The organism is Candidatus Defluviilinea proxima (assembly GCA_016721115.1).
In the GTDB taxonomy this organism is placed as follows: Bacteria; Chloroflexota; Anaerolineae; order Anaerolineales; family Villigracilaceae; genus Defluviilinea; species Defluviilinea proxima.
Genome location: JADKIW010000001.1, coordinates 2701026 through 2718111 on the forward strand (window position 1 = coordinate 2701026; position 17086 = coordinate 2718111).

The 17086-nt window shown below is 49.2% G+C and carries 11 protein-coding genes and 1 riboswitch; all 11 genes read left to right on the plus strand.

Features of this window, described 5'->3' with window-relative positions:
• The first annotated feature begins 16 nt into the window (after window positions 1–16).
• On the plus strand, window positions 17–1309 hold the full coding sequence (locus IPP66_12540) for a multidrug transporter (GenBank protein MBK9926106.1): 1293 nt from the start codon (window positions 17–19) through the stop codon (window positions 1307–1309).
• Between the two features lie 3 nt (window positions 1310–1312).
• Window positions 1313–2413, plus strand: coding sequence for a shikimate dehydrogenase (locus IPP66_12545; GenBank protein ID MBK9926107.1), 1101 nt, complete (start codon window positions 1313–1315; stop codon window positions 2411–2413).
• A gap of 15 nt (window positions 2414–2428) precedes the next feature.
• Window positions 2429–3334 (plus strand): response regulator, encoded by a 906-nt coding sequence (locus IPP66_12550; protein ID MBK9926108.1) that lies wholly within the window; start codon window positions 2429–2431, stop codon window positions 3332–3334.
• A gap of 9 nt (window positions 3335–3343) precedes the next feature.
• On the plus strand, window positions 3344–10780 hold the full coding sequence (locus tag IPP66_12555; protein MBK9926109.1) for a GAF domain-containing protein: 7437 nt from the start codon (window positions 3344–3346) through the stop codon (window positions 10778–10780).
• Window positions 10781–11155 (plus strand): response regulator, encoded by a 375-nt coding sequence (locus tag IPP66_12560; GenBank protein MBK9926110.1) that lies wholly within the window; start codon window positions 10781–10783, stop codon window positions 11153–11155. It begins immediately after the preceding gene.
• A gap of 3 nt (window positions 11156–11158) precedes the next feature.
• Window positions 11159–11941, plus strand: a complete 783-nt coding sequence (locus IPP66_12565) for an alpha/beta hydrolase (protein MBK9926111.1) — start codon at window positions 11159–11161, stop codon at window positions 11939–11941.
• A 71-nt stretch (window positions 11942–12012) separates the two neighbouring features.
• Window positions 12013–12123: riboswitch (TPP riboswitch) on the plus strand.
• 28 nt (window positions 12124–12151) lie between these two features.
• A complete protein-coding gene (locus IPP66_12570; protein MBK9926112.1) occupies window positions 12152–12793 on the plus strand; it encodes a thiamine diphosphokinase in 642 nt (213 codons plus the stop codon).
• Between the two features lie 8 nt (window positions 12794–12801).
• Window positions 12802–13902 (plus strand): thiamine ABC transporter substrate-binding protein, encoded by a 1101-nt coding sequence (locus IPP66_12575; GenBank protein MBK9926113.1) that lies wholly within the window; start codon window positions 12802–12804, stop codon window positions 13900–13902.
• A complete protein-coding gene (locus tag IPP66_12580; GenBank protein ID MBK9926114.1) occupies window positions 13878–15614 on the plus strand; it encodes an iron ABC transporter permease in 1737 nt (578 codons plus the stop codon). The genes IPP66_12575 and IPP66_12580 overlap by 25 nt, the downstream gene beginning before the upstream one ends.
• Window positions 15614–16633 carry an ABC transporter ATP-binding protein gene (locus tag IPP66_12585; protein ID MBK9926115.1) on the plus strand — a complete coding sequence of 340 codons (1020 nt, stop codon included), beginning with the start codon at window positions 15614–15616 and terminating at the stop codon, window positions 16631–16633. Before IPP66_12580 ends, IPP66_12585 begins: the two co-directional genes overlap by 1 nt.
• Window positions 16630–17085, plus strand: coding sequence for a DUF402 domain-containing protein (locus IPP66_12590; GenBank protein MBK9926116.1), 456 nt, complete (start codon window positions 16630–16632; stop codon window positions 17083–17085). Before IPP66_12585 ends, IPP66_12590 begins: the two co-directional genes overlap by 4 nt.
• The last annotated feature ends 1 nt before the right edge of the window (window position 17086 follow it).

Here is a 17086-nt window from a genome sequence, read left to right on the forward strand (position 1 = left end):
ATAATTGTCAATTGAAATGTACAAGATTATCCTTCCGTCGCCCAAACTGATTACCCCTTTCAACGAGCCTGCGCGCGACCTGCGTATCTTGAACCATCCTCTTTGGTTGCACCAACGGAACGTACTTGCCCCCTATACGACAAAAGAAAAAGAACTGGATCCCCTCGAACGATTCCCGTCTGATAAAGAAGAGATGATCGTCTATCGCGATAACCTTTTCTTTGACGAGGAATATATTCGCATCTTTATCTCTATGGCGCGAAAGAAGAAGCGTGCGGTCCGTGCCGCATTTTCTGCTGAGGACCCGGCCTTTAAAGAACATGCTCTACCACTTTCCACTTCTTATACATTGGCAGGCGATCTTTATCTGGCGGACTTGTGGTATTACCCAAGCGGCCCTGTCGCGGATGTAGAACCTATGGTTGTTGATCTGCACTCGCAGGAAGTTGGCTATTATCACGTGCCCACTTACATGGCAGACCAAAGCGGCGATCTAACTTTTCAATTACCCTTGTCAGCTACTTTAATTGCAATTGATAGCTGGATACATGTTTTTATTGCCGATATCGTTTTTGGTTTGTTTACACGTGGGGAGCGATTCCAGCAACGACTGAATACGGATCTGGCGTTTAAACTGGGGATCCTTGGTGCCGCCTTGTATGAGGGTCGCCAAATTCTTGAATGTTCCCGTCTAGTCACGATCGGAAAAAATTGTATTATTGATCCCCACGCCATCATTCATGGACCAACCACGATCGGTGATAATGTGACGATCAATGCTGGTGCTGTGATAGAAAATTGTATTATTGGAAACAATGTCAATGTGTCGCAGGATGTGCAGTTGATGTTGTCTGTTGTGGGAGATGGTACCTTCCTCCCATTTCGTGCATCCCTGTTTATGACGACTGTGATGGAAAACAGCATGATCGCACAAAATACATGTTTGCAAATGTGTGTTGTGGGGCGCAACACGTTCATTGGCGCAGGGTCAACTTTTACTGATTACAATCTTGTGCCTGCTCCGATTCGTGCTGTGGATGGAAATGGTAATCTGAGCCATGCCAACCGCCCGGTGATCGGGAGTGCAGTGGGGCATAATTGTCGTATTGGTTCGGGCATGATCGTGTATCCTGCGCGAACGATTGAGTCGGACGTTGTTTTAGCCGCATCCAGGGATCGGCGTGTGATCGATAAGAATGTAACTTACATGGACAGTGATCATCACAAATTTAAATTCCCTGGATTACACCAGCGATTGTATGCTCCCAAGACCAAGGATAAGAGCTCACAAGAATTGGAATCATGGTAACGAGTGGATACCTTTGCATTTATCATCCATCCCATCGATCCGAAACGGGATGTCAGCCGGAAGTTTCCGTTGTTAGGACGTGTCTTAAATGAGAAGCAGATCGATTTCTTCTCCACGTTCTTCCCTCCAGTTTATATTTCCGAGATCGAAGGGATACGTTCGGAAGCTACGGGTAAGGAGATCAAGGGCTGGTTTATTGCCTGCCCCTATACTCCAAGGCGAATGATGGAGTTGCCAGAGCAGGCGGTTTATCGTAAGATTATCCAAACTGGCCGTCTTGCTGAAAAACTTGGGGCTCAGGTGCTTGGGTTGGGCGCTTTTACCTCGGTCGTTGGAGATGCAGGCGTTACAATTGCAAATGCACTGGATGTTCCTGTAACGACTGGTGACTCATACACAGTGATCGTGGCTGTAGAGGCCATTCGAGAAGCGGCACGTATCATGGATATTCCGCTTCGAGGCGCGACTGCCGCAGTAGTGGGTGCCACGGGTACAATTGGGCAAGTTTGTGCTGATTTGTTGGCTGATGATGTAGAACGGTTGTATTTGATCGGCCGCAGACAAGATGCGCTTGAAGAATTGCGAGACAGGCTCAAGGTCCATGCAAGAGCCGAGTTGATCGTCAGTACAAAAATGGATGTTCTCTCGGAGGCACAGCTGATCCTGACTGTAACGAGCGCTGTCCATGATATTATCCGCCCGGAGTATTTGCAATCGGGCAGTGTGGTTTGTGATGTGGCTCGCCCTCGCGATGTATCTGCAATGGTGGCGGCGGTGAGAGATGATATATTAGTGATTGACGGTGGAATGGTTGATGTGCCAGGACCCGTTGATTTCCACTTTAACTTCGGTTTTCCGCCGGGCAAAGCATATGCCTGTATGGCTGAGACAATTGCTCTGGCTTTAGAAGGACGCTTCGAAGATTACACGCTCGGTAAACATATTACAAGAGCGCGTGTCGAGGAGATCGGTTCGATGGCAGTAAAGCATGGTTTTCGCTTGAGCGGTTTTCGTTCGTTCGAGCGGGAAGTAACACCCCAGCAAATTGAGGCAGTGCGGCGCAATGCGCGCAGGGCAAAACCTGTGCGTGTGTTGCACACGTAATATCGGAGGCAGTGTATGGGAAAATCGCGATTGTTGGTTGTGGAAGACGATATTGACATTGGAAACATGCTGAAGATCTATTTCAGTGGCATGGATTTCGATGTCGATGTTGCCGTGCGCGGTTCAGATGCTTTGGAGAAAACCAAGCAGGTTCTCCCGCATTTGATCGTGTTGGATATCATGTTGCCCGATATTGATGGTTATGAGGTGTGCCGCAATTTGCGCACCAATATGCGTACCAGCCATATCCCTGTGATCTTCCTTACACAAAAGGATGAGCGCAGTGACAAACTGCAGGGATTGGAATTGGGTGCAGATGATTACATCACCAAGCCGTTCGATATTGAGGAACTCAAATTGCGTGTGCAGGGCGCGATCCGACGTGCTGAACGCGAGAGCTTGACCGATCCCCGGTCTGGCCTTCCCGCAGGACGCTTGATCGAAGAGCAATTGCGCCGCATCATTCGTGAAAAGAATTGGGCGCTGATCGATGCACGTGTCAACTACTTTGACTCTTTCAAGGATGTGTACGGCTTTGTGGCCGGTGACGATGTGCTTCGCTTTACCGCCATGTTGATTGGCGAAGTAGTCGACGAATTGGGGACAAACTCTGATTTCATCGGCCATGCAGGTGGCGACAATTTCATTATTGTCACCACTGCTGAAAATTCTGTTGCTATTCGTAACCGTATCAGGGAAAGGTTTGATCAAGAAGTACAGACCCACTACAACTTCATGGACCGCCAACAGGGATTTGTACTGGCTCCTGCCGCAGATGGAACTACTACCAAGGTGCCGTTTATGAACATTTCCATGGGCATGGTTTCGCCCAATGAACATTCGTTTGCCGATATTCGCGAGATCACTGAACTCGCGGCGGAAGCACGTCGGCAGGATTCTCCGTCCGCCAAAACAGGTTGATAACTCAGAATGTTTGCCGGGCTGGGAGTTGGCTTTTTTTTAATATTGCTGGCGCTGGCATTACTTGTGCCGGTGCTGGTGACTGTTGCATTGCGACAACGCAACAGAAAAGCGGCAAAATCTCCCCGGCCTATTTCGCCTTTTATTTCCCCTAACTCAACAAAAACAAATGAAGCAATTCTCCTCGTCCAGTCTGGCGGGCGAATTGAGTACATTAACGATACGGCGCGTGAGTGGTTTGGCTTATACCCGGAAGATATCCCGGATCTTGAGCGCTTGATGCGTCGCATTCGTCCTTCTGAAGAGTTCCTTGGCCTTTGTGCAACTTCTGGTCAGAAACGTCTCTCGGTTGGCAGTCAATTGGTAGAAGCGTCTTCCTACCAGGTGCCAGGTGTTTACCCTCAAATGCTTGTTGCAATGAAAACTGTAGAGTTTTCAAAGAACATCGCTGAGACAGGTGAGGGTTCTTCGATCCTGCGGTTGATATCAGAATTCGGCAGAGATGTTTCTTCCAGTCTTGACATCAATGATGTATTGCAAGCTACTTTGTTGAATGTATCGCAATTGATTTCTTCTGATTTGCTTGAAATCAAAACTTGGGACCCTTCCTCCCAAACACTCACACCATATACCTTGGAATCCTCTGGTAAGTCTGGTGTTCAACGTGTCAAACTCTCTCAATTTGGTAGTTTGACCGATTCCCTTGTGAATCAGCGTAAACCCCTTCTTGTGCCGGATACCCGCACGCCTCCATCTTCTGTGCCATATTTGAACGGCAATTCTCCTGTTCAATCCTACCTTGGCATGCCCCTTATTGCTGACGATCAATTGATTGGTACATTGGAGTTGGGACATCTCAATCCAGATGCACTTGGGCAACATGATCTTGAATTATTACAGCTCGTCTCATCACAGATTGCTTACGGTCTTCGTAATGCATCGCTTTACTCTGCGGAACAAAAACGTTCGGCGGAACTAAGCGGGCTTGCCAACCTCGCGCAGGCGATTGGTGCATCGAACGATTACAGCAACCTGATCCAGCGGTTGATCGAAAGCATCACACCGCTTTTCTCTGTTGATATCCTTGGCTTCTTGCTGTATGACGATGGCAAACGGACATTGGAGGCGCAGTCTCCATTTCTTGGCCTGCCATCGCATATTGTTGATATTTATCGCGCCGCCGTTTCGTTTAATAGCCCTGCTGAAGCCATTGTCCTTGAAAAGAAGCTTATTGTCACGCGTAATGCCGCAACAGATCAAACTTGGCGCGAACTTGGATTGCAAACCCTTGCACAAGCCGCAAGTCTGCGTGAGGCGGTTCTTGCTCCAATGATCTCCAGCGAGCGGCTCGTGGGTTACCTCCAGCTTTCCAATCATAAAGGTTCTGTGGTTGAGTTTTCAGAGTCTGAGCTTCGATTGATCGAAACTGTTGCCCGTCAGGCCGCTGGCATTATCGATAATTCTGTGACTGTTGAACAGACCCGTCAACGTGCATTACGTTCTGATGCCATGCGGCGTATTGCCAGCCTTGCAGCATCTACAGCAACCATCGACGAAATCCTGCGTTTCTCTATTCAAGAACTTGCGCGTCTATTTCAGGGAGAGATAGCCGCCATCTTTTTACATGATGAGCAAGTGGGTGATCTTCGCCTCCACGAAAACTCCGTTTTTGGTGCAACAACAGAGACGATAGCCACCCTCAATCGTTTGCACGTAGACCCTACACAATACCGTTTCACTGTATCCGGTAGTCAGAAATCATTTATGTCTGGGCGTCTTAGTGTAGACCGTCGCGTATTGCCTAGCTACCGTCCCTTGGTGACAACTCTTCAAGTGGAATCAGCCGTTGTCGTCCCGCTTATTATCCGTGAGCGCAGTCTCGGTGAACTGATGCTTGGAAGCCGTAAGGCCGAGTTCTTCAATAATTACGATCTTCAGATCATTTCGACAGCCGCTGGGCAACTTGCGTCTGCCGTTGATGATGCATCCCGTTCTACACTTACAGATGAGACATTACGTAGGCGTGTTGAACAACTCACATCTATCGCACGTGTCAGCCGCGAACTCAACGCCACAACAGACTTACGGTCTCTTTTGGATGTAGTGCGTGACGAAAGCCTGCGAACGACTCGTGCACAATGCGGTTCCATTCTGCTTTTCGACGTAACCGCCTCAACTAACCTTTTGCCTGTTTCACTTTCAATTGGCTGTACTCACCCTGAGACCCTTTCACCTGTGGAATTGAAAGCCATTGAAACCGGCGAACCTCAATTGGTCGCGGATATCAAACAGGTTAAGAATGTCCAGGTGCATGAAGGCATTAATTCGGTTATGGTTGTGCCAATCATCAGCAATGGTAAGGCCGCTGGTTTGATTCATTTGCATTCCACGCAGGTTGCATATTTTGATCAGGATTCGCTTGACGTTGTACAAACCCTTGCATCACAAGCCGCGATCGCTATCGGGAATATCCAGCGTTATCAGGAACAGCTTCAGCGCTCCGAAATTCTCCGTCGTCGTGCCGATGTTCTCTCACATTTATCCGAAACCAGCGTGATGTTGAATTTTGAACAGCCGCTTGAGCAATCTATGCGGCTCATAGCACAGAAGATCAGTGAAGCGACACCTTTCAAGGCAGTCCTTATCAGCGTTTTGGAATCAGGTGATGGATTATTAAGGCGTGTTGCCGGGGTAGGGTTCCCTCCCGATACACTGGCAGACCTTATAGCTCGTAAACAACCATTTGCAAGCCTTCAACAGTTTCTTAAACCTCAATTCCGAATTAAGAGATCATATTTTGTTCCTGTAGATCAATCGCCTGTTGTCCCGGCAGATGTACATGTGGTTGCGTTTGATGCGGATGGGCGACCTCAAAAGTCTTCTCCCAACACATGGCATGTTAATGACACCCTCATAACTGTGCTTGAAGATTATCAGGGGACCCCACTTGGGGTGATTAGCCTCGATTCCCCGCGTGATGGCATGCGCCCAGACCGTGCAACCATCGAAGCGTTGGATATATTTGCCTCACAGGCATCTTTTACAATCATGGGAAGTACTCGCTTGTTTGATCTGCGTACTCAGGTTGAATCTCTTTCATCGGGTATTGAAAGACAACAGCGATTACTTACGATCACTCAGAACGATCTCCCGATCCTTCTCCGTAAGGATCTTGACCAAACTATTGCCATTCAAAATCTCGATCAACGCTCGCAACGTGTGCGTGCTGGCCTAGCCATTACTGAATCTGTTAGCCGCCAATTGGACTCGTCATCAGCGTTACAAGCATTGGCCCGTGAAACCCTGACACAGCTTGGCATGTCCGTTGCACTCGTGAGCGAAGTAACCTCCGAAGGTCCGCGTTTGACACATGTTTTAGGGAGTGTCCCTCGCGCGACCAACCCGGATGCTTTGTTTGGACAACGGAACCCGCTTCGGACATGTTTACAGAGCGGCGAAGCCATCCTGATCTCAACTTTGGATGAAAATCTCGAATGGCGCGAGACGCCCTTGTTGACAGCTTTGCATACGAAGTCTTTGGTTTGCTTGCCGATCAAAATTGATAATCGAACAGTGGCCGCGATGATGGCGATCAGCCCTGAACCAATGCCTGCATTTACCAGCGAAGACCTGCAGGTGTATCACCAGATCGCCCGTCAAACATCAGTTATTCTTCAAAACATTTCCCTGCTCAATGAAACACGCAGACGCTTGCAGGAAGTAAATCTTCTGCTTGATTTCAGCCGTCAATTGCGTGACCTTGATGCAGACCGTATTGTTAGCTCCTTGTTGGATAGTGCTCGTAAAGCATTAAGCTCCGCACATGCAGGCGTCGTACTGATCTGGGACGAACATATCAATCAATTGATCCCTCAAGCGGTATCTGGGTATGCGGATAATGATGCCATGAAGCGCATTACCTACAACATCGGAGAGTCGTTGCCGGGTCAGGTGTTTGAAACGAATCGTCCCATACGATTGGATGAAGTGCAATTTGCCCGCGATTACACCTTCTCGACCGAAAGCCAGTTGTTGTATCGTCAGGCCACTGGCGGGCGGCTTCCTGTTTCAAGTGTGTTGATACCCATTCAGTCGGGTGATCAGCGGGTGGGTGTGGTCGTATTGGATAACTTCAATACGCCGTCTGCCTTCCGCCCTGAGGATGAAACCCTTCTCCTTTCTCTCTCGCAACAGGTTGGCTTATCGCTTCAGAACGTCCGCCTCGTTCGTACAACGCAAGAACGTGCGGAACAATTGGAAGCCCTTACTGCCGCTTCTTCAAGTCTGACCTCTAGCTTGAAGAGTACTGAATTGGTGGCTTCACTCCTCGACCAACTTGGACCGGTGATCCCATACGATACAGCCACTTTGTGGATCCGTGAAAAAGACCGCCTAACGGTTGCCGCCGCACGTGGCTTCCCAGATACTGAACGACGTCTTGGCCTGACCATTGCGATGGAAGACAGCGCACTCTTCAAGGAAATGATCCGAATGCAACATGGGCTTTTGGTCGGTGACATTCGGCAAGACCCACGCTTCCCAACGCTTGAAGCCCCGCGTCTATCCTGGCTTGGTTTGCCTCTTATCTCGAAGAGCGAAGTGATTGGTGTGTTGGCTCTCGAAAAATGGCAGGCTTATTACTATTCACGTGAACATGTGCAGGTTGGAACCACCTTTGCAAGCCAGGCGGCGGTTGCCCTTGAGAATGCAAGGTTGTTTGAAGATAGCATCAGCCGAGCCACAGACCTCGATGAAAGATCGCAACGCCTAGCGCTCTTGAACCGCTTCTCTTCATCGCTCAGCGGTTTGCTTGACGAAGAGAAGATTCTTCAGCTTACTGCACAGGAATTACAGGATGCACTGGGTGCGCCCCGTGTTTCTGTTGTTTCATTTGAGCGCGGTAAGGCGATCTGGAAATATTCCAACCCGAAGCCGGGTAAGAAGCTTCCCTATACATTGCCTGATGCGCCGATTTTCCGTCGCTTGCAGGAATCGCTTGGTGTGTTTGCAACAGATGCGGTGAACGCAGAGCCGGACCTGACACCCTTAGGAGACTTTTTGGGTGAAGGGACACAGTCCCTTTTGATAATGCCGTTTGTCAGTGCGTCATCTTTACGGGCTTTAATGTTCCTTCATCAGAATGAAACAATCCGCTTTAGCCTTGCCGAGATCGAGTTGGCACGCACATTGACCAATCAGGCGTCCATAGCCCTTGAAAATGCGCGTTTGTATCAATCTACCTTGATGACTGCTGAACGGTTCTCGATCCTCAATGACGCAAGTTATCAGATTGGCGCAAACCTTGACCCTGAGCAGATTTATGTTGCCGTACATAGCGCAGCTAAAAAACTCATGCCAGTTGAGTCCTTTGTGATTAGTCTTTTGGATGATGAATCAGATGAGATCGAAGGCGTTTACCTTGTAGCCAATGACCAGCGCTCTCCTGTAACTCGCATCCCACGTGACGAAGGACTGAGTGGCCGCGTAATATCAACTGGCGAACCTATATTTGTACATGGCTCTGATGAAGTGGATGCGCTGGGAGCTGTTACTTATGGAAAGGTTGATGCACCTCGTTCTGTTATAGCAGTCCCGATGTTACTTGGCGGACGTGCGACCGGTATGCTTTCTGCACAGAGTTATCAGCCAAATGTTTATACAGAGGAAGATCTCCAAATTCTCAGTACGCTTGCCAATCAGGCTATTGTAGCGATCCAGAACGGACGTTTGTTCAATGAGACACAACGGCTAGCGCAGGAACTCGAACAGCGTGTTATTGACCGTACTGCTGAATTGTTGCGCGAACAACAAAATACAGAGACGCTTCTCCGTATCCTTACAGAGGTCTCTTCCAGCCTTGATTTAGACCGTGCCTTAAACCGTACGCTTGCATTGCTGAATGACGCCATTGGCGCCGAACAGGGTACGATTATGCTACGTGGCGCAGATGACAATATGTTGCATTACCGTGCTGGCTATGGTTACCTCTCCGATAAGATCAGTGGCGAAGGACGTGGTTTCAAGCTTAAAGTGGGTGAAGGGTTGGCCGGTTGGGTCGTAGCAAACCGCGAGGAAGTTTTGATCGGCGACCTGTTGAAAGATCCGCGTTGGGTGACCACATCCTCCTCTTCTCATGAGCACCGCAGTGCAATCGTCGTGCCCTTGTTGGTAGCGGAAGATGTTATCGGCGTATTGATGGTGTTCCACCGTAAGGTCAACTTCTTTAGCTCTGAGCGCTTGAACATGGTGAAGGCAATTGCAGGGCAGGTTTCGGTCGCGATTAATAATGCCCACCTGTATGAATTGATCCGCGATCAGGCTGAAAGACTTGGTACTATGCTTCGTCGTGAGCAAGAAGATGCCAGCCGTTCACAGGCTATTCTCGAAGCTGTGGCTGATGGTGTCCTTGTCACTGGCTCGAACAATCGTATTACCTTCTTGAATAACTCCGCTGAGGATATTCTTGATCTTCAGGCTGGGCGTGTTGTTGGGCAACCTCTTGATGTATTTGCTGGCTTGTTTGGCAAGGCTGCCGGTTCATGGATGCAGACGATCCGCACGTGGTCAGATTCGCCGTCCGATTATAAAAAAGGTGAGACCTACGCGGAACAATTGGATCTGCAAAATGGACGTATTATTTTGGTCCACCTTGCTCCGGTCATTTTGCAAAGTGACTTTTTGGGTACGGTATCCATTTTCCGCGATATTACTCATGAGGTCGAAGTGGACAGGCTCAAGTCGGAGTTTGTTGCTACAGTCAGTCATGAGCTTCGTACGCCAATGACATCCATTCGAGGTTATACGGATGTCCTTTTGATGGGTGCCGCAGGTGCTATGAATGAGAATCAGGCACACTTCCTGAAGATCATTAAGAGCAACACGGAACGGCTTAATATTTTGGTAAATGATCTGTTGGACATTTCTCGTCTCGAATCGGCGCGTGTGACCCTTTCGCCTCAGGCATTGGACTTACGTGAACTGGCTGAAGATGTGATTGAAGATGTTCTGCGTCGATCACAGGAAGAAAACAAAGCAATGGCGCTTTCTTTGGATGCTCCGAAGAAACTGCCGCCAGTTTATGGTGATACAGAGCGTATCCGTCAGATATTGAGCAATCTTGTTTTCAATGCGTACCACTATACCCCTGAAGGCGGTACGATTACGGTTCAGGTCCAACCATTAAATGGTGGACATCAAGTGCAAGTGGACGTGAAAGATAATGGCGTAGGGATCGCCGTGGAAGACCAGGAACGTATCTTTGAACGGTTCTATCGAGGTGAACATCCTCTGGTTCTGGCAACACCGGGAACTGGTTTGGGTCTCTCCATCGTCAAACAGATCGTGGAGATGCATAAAGGAAACATCTGGATGAAAAGTAGCGGCATCCCTGGTGAAGGAAGCACATTCTCCTTTACCTTGCCTGTCTATGAAAAGAATGAGGCATGAATGGCTAAGATATTGATTGCAGAAGACGAACGCGATATCCGGGACCTGGTGGCTTTTACCTTGCGGTTTGCCGGGCACGAGGTATTTGCGGCATCCAATGGGGAGGAGGCCGTGGAAATGGCTCCCAAAGTCAATCCAGACCTCATTTTGATGGACGTGCGCATGCCGCGTATGACAGGCTATGAAGCCTGCAAGGTTATGAAGGCAAATCCCGACCTGAAGGATATTCCCGTTGTTTTTCTTTCGGCAAAAGGCCAGGAAAGCGAAATTCAACAGGGCCTGGAGGCCGGTGCTGAAAAATATTTATTGAAACCGTTTGCGCCCGATCAGTTGACGGTGCACGTAAAAGAAATTCTTGCAAAATTTGGGAAGTAACGTTTGAGCGCTATTCTTCTTGAAGGCTCCATTGTACATTACGAAGTACTGGGACGAGGTCGCCCGGTGATCTTCCTGCACGGCTGGGTTGGCTCATGGAAATATTGGATCGCTTCCATGCAAGTCACCTCAACCTCCTTCCGCGCCTATGCACTGGACCTTTGGGGATTTGGAGATACCGCTCACAACACGTTGAAGTATTCACTTGATGAGCAAGTGAAATTAATGGATGCCTTCCTCAATGAAATGGGGATCGGCAAGATCGCTCTCGTAGGCCATGGACTGGGCGCGCTTGTTGCCATGAAATTTGCCATCCGCTATCGCCAGAGTGTGGACCGGGTGATGGCGATCAACTGTCCGTTAAATTATGAGGCGGTCAGTCAACGTTTGAGAACAGCCCCACCACAGGAACTTTCCGATTGGTTGTCCAATCGTTCACCTGAAGCGAATACTGCTTTGTCTGATGCTCCGAAGGCCGATGGCAAAGCGATCGCTGAATCGATGGTTGGTTTGCAGGCCGATAATTTATTTGGGAGTTTCCGTAATCTGGATGTGCCATGTCTTTTGGTGTACGGTGAAAAAGATCAGGCCATTACACTGCCCACATATGAGGCCGCTACATCCACGTTCACTCATCAGGTGGTGCTCGATAGTTCTGGTCATTTCCCCATGATCGAAGAGACCATCAAATTCAATCGCCTGCTCACCGACTTCCTCGCGCTTCCTTCGGGCGTCAGCCCCAGTGAGCTCCAAATGAAGGAAGAATGGAAACGCAGGGTTCGATAAGAATGCTCAAGCCGCCAAAGATGGCGGCTTTTTTGTATTGACAAAAAGTCTTGTAACGCATATAACTGCGGCACAATTGAACGGGGTGTCCTGCGATGCGGGACTGAGAGGAGCGAGCCGCGCTCAACCCGCATTACCTGATCCAGGTCATACTGGCGGAGGGACTTCTCTATTTGCATCAAACATCCTCCGCTGTGAGGATGTTTTATTTTGAATCGCATCATAATTTTTGCCAACGGCGACTTACCCGACATCAATAAAGTCCGTGCTATTCTGTGGGATGATGATTACATCATCTGCGCGGATGGTGGCGCACGCCACGCCTCTTCTCTGGACCTCAAGCCTGCCCTCGTCATAGGAGATATGGATTCCGCTGATAGCGGATACATCCAAGCTTTGCAAGCAGATGGTGTTCGCATTGATCGCTACCCTACTGACAAAAACGAAACTGACCTCGAACTCGCCATTCTCAAAGCCATCGAACTCGATCCCAAAGAGATCGTCATCGTTGCTGCCCTTGGTGGTCGCTTGGATCAAACCCTCGCCAATATTGCACTCCTTAGTGACGTTCGACTTTCGGTGTTTGACATTCGACTCGATGATGGGGTGGAGGAAATCTTCTTTTGCAGAGACCAAGCCGAAGTTAAAGGGCGAAGCGGTGATATCGTTTCGTTGATTCCGTGGGGTGGAGAAGTTACGGGCGTCCAAACTGAAAATCTTCAATGGCAATTGAAAAAAGAAACTCTATATTCTGAAAAGACGCGCGGCATCAGCAACGAAATGCTTGAGAATGTTGCACGTGTAAAAATCTCAACGGGTTTGCTCTTGATCGTGCATACTCGAAAATCATAAAGGACAAAATGAAAAAAATAACACTACTACTTATATCTTTTATCTTTCTGCTTTCCGCTTGTGCGCCGCAAGCGACTGCAACGCCTGTTCCCGCAAGTTCATCTACAGAAGTGCCAGCCATTACGGAAGTTTCTGCACCTCAGACCTTGACGGTTATGTCTCACGACTCATTTGCTGTGAGTGAAGATGTTGTCAAAGCGTTTGAAGAAGCGAACAATGCCAAGCTTGTCTTCCTTCAAAGTGGAGATGCGGGTGCTGTGCTCAACAAAGCCATTCTCACCAAAGATGCGCCGCTTGCGGATGTGCTCTTCGGCGTGGATAACACGTTCCTCTCCCGTGCCCTCGAAGCGGATATTTTCGAAGCGTACGCCTCGCCTGAATTGGCAAATATCCCTGATGCCTTCAAACTCGACGCATCAAATAATGTGTCTCCCGTTGATTACGGTGACGTATGCATCAACTACGATAAAAAATATTTTTCCGATAACGCGCTCGCTGTGCCACAGAGCCTCGAAGATCTGACCAAGCCCGAATACACAAACCTGCTCGCAGTGGAAAATCCCGCCACATCCTCAACGGGGCTTGCCTTCCTGTTTGCCACGATTGCACACTTTGGTGAAGATGGCTACGTGGAGTATTGGAAATCTCTCAAAGCAAATGGCACCGTCGTTGTCGATGGCTGGGAGACCGCCTACTACACCAATTTCAGCGCATCTTCGGGCAAAGGACCTCAGCCGATGATCGTTTCGTACGGGACTTCTCCTGCTGTTGAAGTGATCTTTGCCGATCCACCTGTTGACGATGCTCCCACCGCCTCCGTTCTTGGACCCGATACCTGCTTCCGTCAAATCGAATTTGTCGGCATCCTCAAAGGGACTCAAAACCGCGCCCTCGCCGAAAAATTTGTGGACTTCATGTTGAGCAAACAATTCCAGGAAGATATTCCGTTGCAGATGTTTGTATATCCTGCAAATTCAACAGCTGTGTTGCCCGAAGTCTTCACCAAATATTCTCAAGCCCCCGAACAGACTGCCACCCTCGCATCCGATGTCATCGCCGCCAACCGCGACAAATGGATCCAGGAGTGGACAGACGCGGTGATGAAGTAAACATGGAGACAGGTAAACACGTACGCAAGGAAACCAATAAACAGGAAAGCCGCACTCTGTTTACGTATCTACGTGTTTACCTGTCTACTTATCGTGTTCTCCTCTGGCTCCTGCCTCTCTCCTTCCTCGCCATCGCTTTCTTCTACCCGCTTTCCCGTATACTTGTTCTCACATTCAATCTTGATACGCTTACATCCAATAATTTTCAAACCGCACTTCATGTTTTACTTTTCACTTTTTATCAAGCCATTCTCTCTACTCTCCTCACGCTCCTCCTCGGACTCCCCTCCGCCTATCTCTTCGCACACTTCGACTTCCGCGGTAAATCCCTTCTGCGGGCCCTGACTGCCGTCCCATTTATGCTCCCCACGGTTGTTGTTGCCGCCTCTTTCAATGCCCTCCTCGGTCAACGTGGATTGCTCAACACAATTACCAATTCCCAATTACCGATCACCCCGTCGCCATTCATCCTTATTCTCCTCGCCCACGTCTTCTACAACACCACGATCATCATCCGCATTGTAGGGACAGCCCTCGCAAGCCTCGACCCCAAACTCGAACAGACCGCTCGCTCCCTAGGCGCGGACTCGCTCCGCGTGTGGACAAACATTACTCTGCCTCTTCTTCGTCCTTCTATTCTTGCCGCCTCACTCCTCGTCTTCCTCTTCGACTTTACATCTTTTGGCGTTATCCTTCTCCTCGGTGGTTCCCAATTCTCCACCCTCGAAGTGGAAATCTACATGCAAGCTGTCAGACTCCTCAATCTACCCCTTGCCGCTTTGCTTTCTGTGATTCAACTTCTCTGCACACTCGTATTCTCCATTCTCTACACTCGTCTTGTAACTCGAACTACGCAACAACTCAACCCTCGTTCGACTATAACCAAACCCCAAACCCTCAAACAAAGACTCTTCGTCTTCACACTCTGTTCACTGCTTACTGTTTACTTTGCTTTTCCTCTTTTATCCCTTCCTATTCGCTCCCTCTTCCGCCTCGAAGCGGACCGTGGACAGCGCAATGAGGTCCAATACGGATTCACCACCGACTACTACAAAGAACTCTTTATCAATCGTCGTGGCTCGGTCTTTTATGTTCCACCCATCAAAGCGACATTCAACTCGCTAACCTATGCCTCCGCAACCGTCGTTATCTCCCTCCTTCTTGGTTTCCCCGCCGCATTCGCTCTCGCCAAACCAACAAAACTCGAAAAAGTCCTTGACCCGATTATCATGCTCCCGCTCGGATCGTCCGCAGTCATGCTTGGGCTGGGATTCATCATCACGTATGGCAAATGGCTTACCTCACCGCTTCTCGTTCCATTTGCGCATACCCTTGTTGCTTTGCCATTTGTCATTCGCACATTGCAACCTGCCATCGCCTCCATCCCACAGCGACTTCGCCAAGCTGCATCATCCCTCGGTGCCTCGTCCTTCGAAGTCTGGAAGAACATAGACCTTCCCATTCTCCGACGTGCCACCCTTGCCGCCTCCACTTTCGCTTTCACCGTATCACTCGGTGAGTTCGGTGCTACGCTCCTCATCTCACGCCCCGAATACCCAACCATCCCCGTTGCCATCGAACGCTTCCTCTCCCAGCCTGGCGGTCTCAACTACGGTCAAGCTATGGCAATGGCGTCCATCCTCATGCTCCTCACCACCGCCAGCATCCTCCTCATCGAAAAATTCCGCCTGCCCAACTCGGGAGAATTCTAATGCTCGAACTCCGTCATATCTTCAAAAACTACGAAGGCAAACCGCTCCTCAAAGACATCTCTTTCAAACTCGACTCAGGCGAGACGATCTGCCTACTCGGAGCATCGGGTAGCGGAAAATCCACTCTCTTGCGGATGATCGTTGGACTGGAGAATCCAAACTCAGGCAGTATCCTGTTCAACGATATTGACCTCGCCTCAACACCGCCTCACCTCCGCGACTTTGGGTTAGTCTTTCAAGACTATGCACTTTTTCCTCACCTCAACGTCAACGACAATGTCGCCTTCGGCTTGAAGATGCGCCGCCTCGGACAAGCTGAAATCAATGAGCGCGTAGCCAATTCCTTGGAGTTGGTGAACTTGCAGGACTTTGGCAAACGTAAAGTCACCGACCTCTCAGGCGGAGAACAACAACGCGTTGCCCTAGCCCGTGCCTTAGCGATTCGTCCCCGTCTGCTCATGTTTGACGAACCTCTTGGTGCATTAGATCGTTCCTTGCGCGAAGACCTGCTCAACGAATTACGATCCATTTTGCACCAAACCAAAATCCCTGCAATCTATGTGACTCACGACCAAGAGGAAGCCTTTACCATCGCAGATAGAGTCTTGATTCTCCATGATGGCACCATTGTCCGTGAGGGGACTCCCGACGAGGTATGGGCAAATCCGCAGTCAGCGTATGTAGCGGAGTTTCTTGGTTTGGGAAATATCCTCGATGGGGAAGTGGTTACAGAAGTGGTGAATGCAGAAGACAGGATGATGAATGTCAAAACCACGTATGGTTCATTTGATGTAAGATGTGAGAAAAAGGTCTCAAAGGGAGAAAAAGTTAAATTATTGGCGCGCCCATTTGAGGTCAAGGATGAGGCGAATGTCATCTCGGGAGTTGTCACTGACGTGATATTCCAGCACGACCGATACAAAGTCACATTGGATAATGGATTGTATGTTTATTTGAGTGAAAAGCCAAAGATCGGCAAGAAGATTTCCGTGCAGGTTAAGGTAGAATGTCTCGCATGAGAATTAAGGTACAGAAAAAGAATCCCGCTGGTGAAGTGACCTATCAATACGAAGGCGATTTAGTGCGCCGCGACGAGAACTGTATCGTCATCGAAGCCCTGTTCGACCGCAAGGATATGCCTTTTCAAGAAGTGGTCTTCCGTACAGGTGACCGCTTCGTGGAATATTATTATTCAGACCACTGGTATAACGTTTTTGCTGTCCATGATAAGGACGATGGGAAGATCAAAGGCTGGTATTGCAATATCGGTAAACCCGCTGAGATTGAAGATGGCCTTGTCTCTTATGTTGACCTTGCCCTCGACCTCTGGGTTTCCGCCGATTGGAAACAGACCGTTTTGGACGAAGACGAATTCGACGAGTTGAAACTAACTGGTGAGTTGCACGCTGGGGCACTGAATGGGTTGAGGGAAGTCCAAAGTCTCTTTGAATCAAAAAATCCTCCGCAATAAG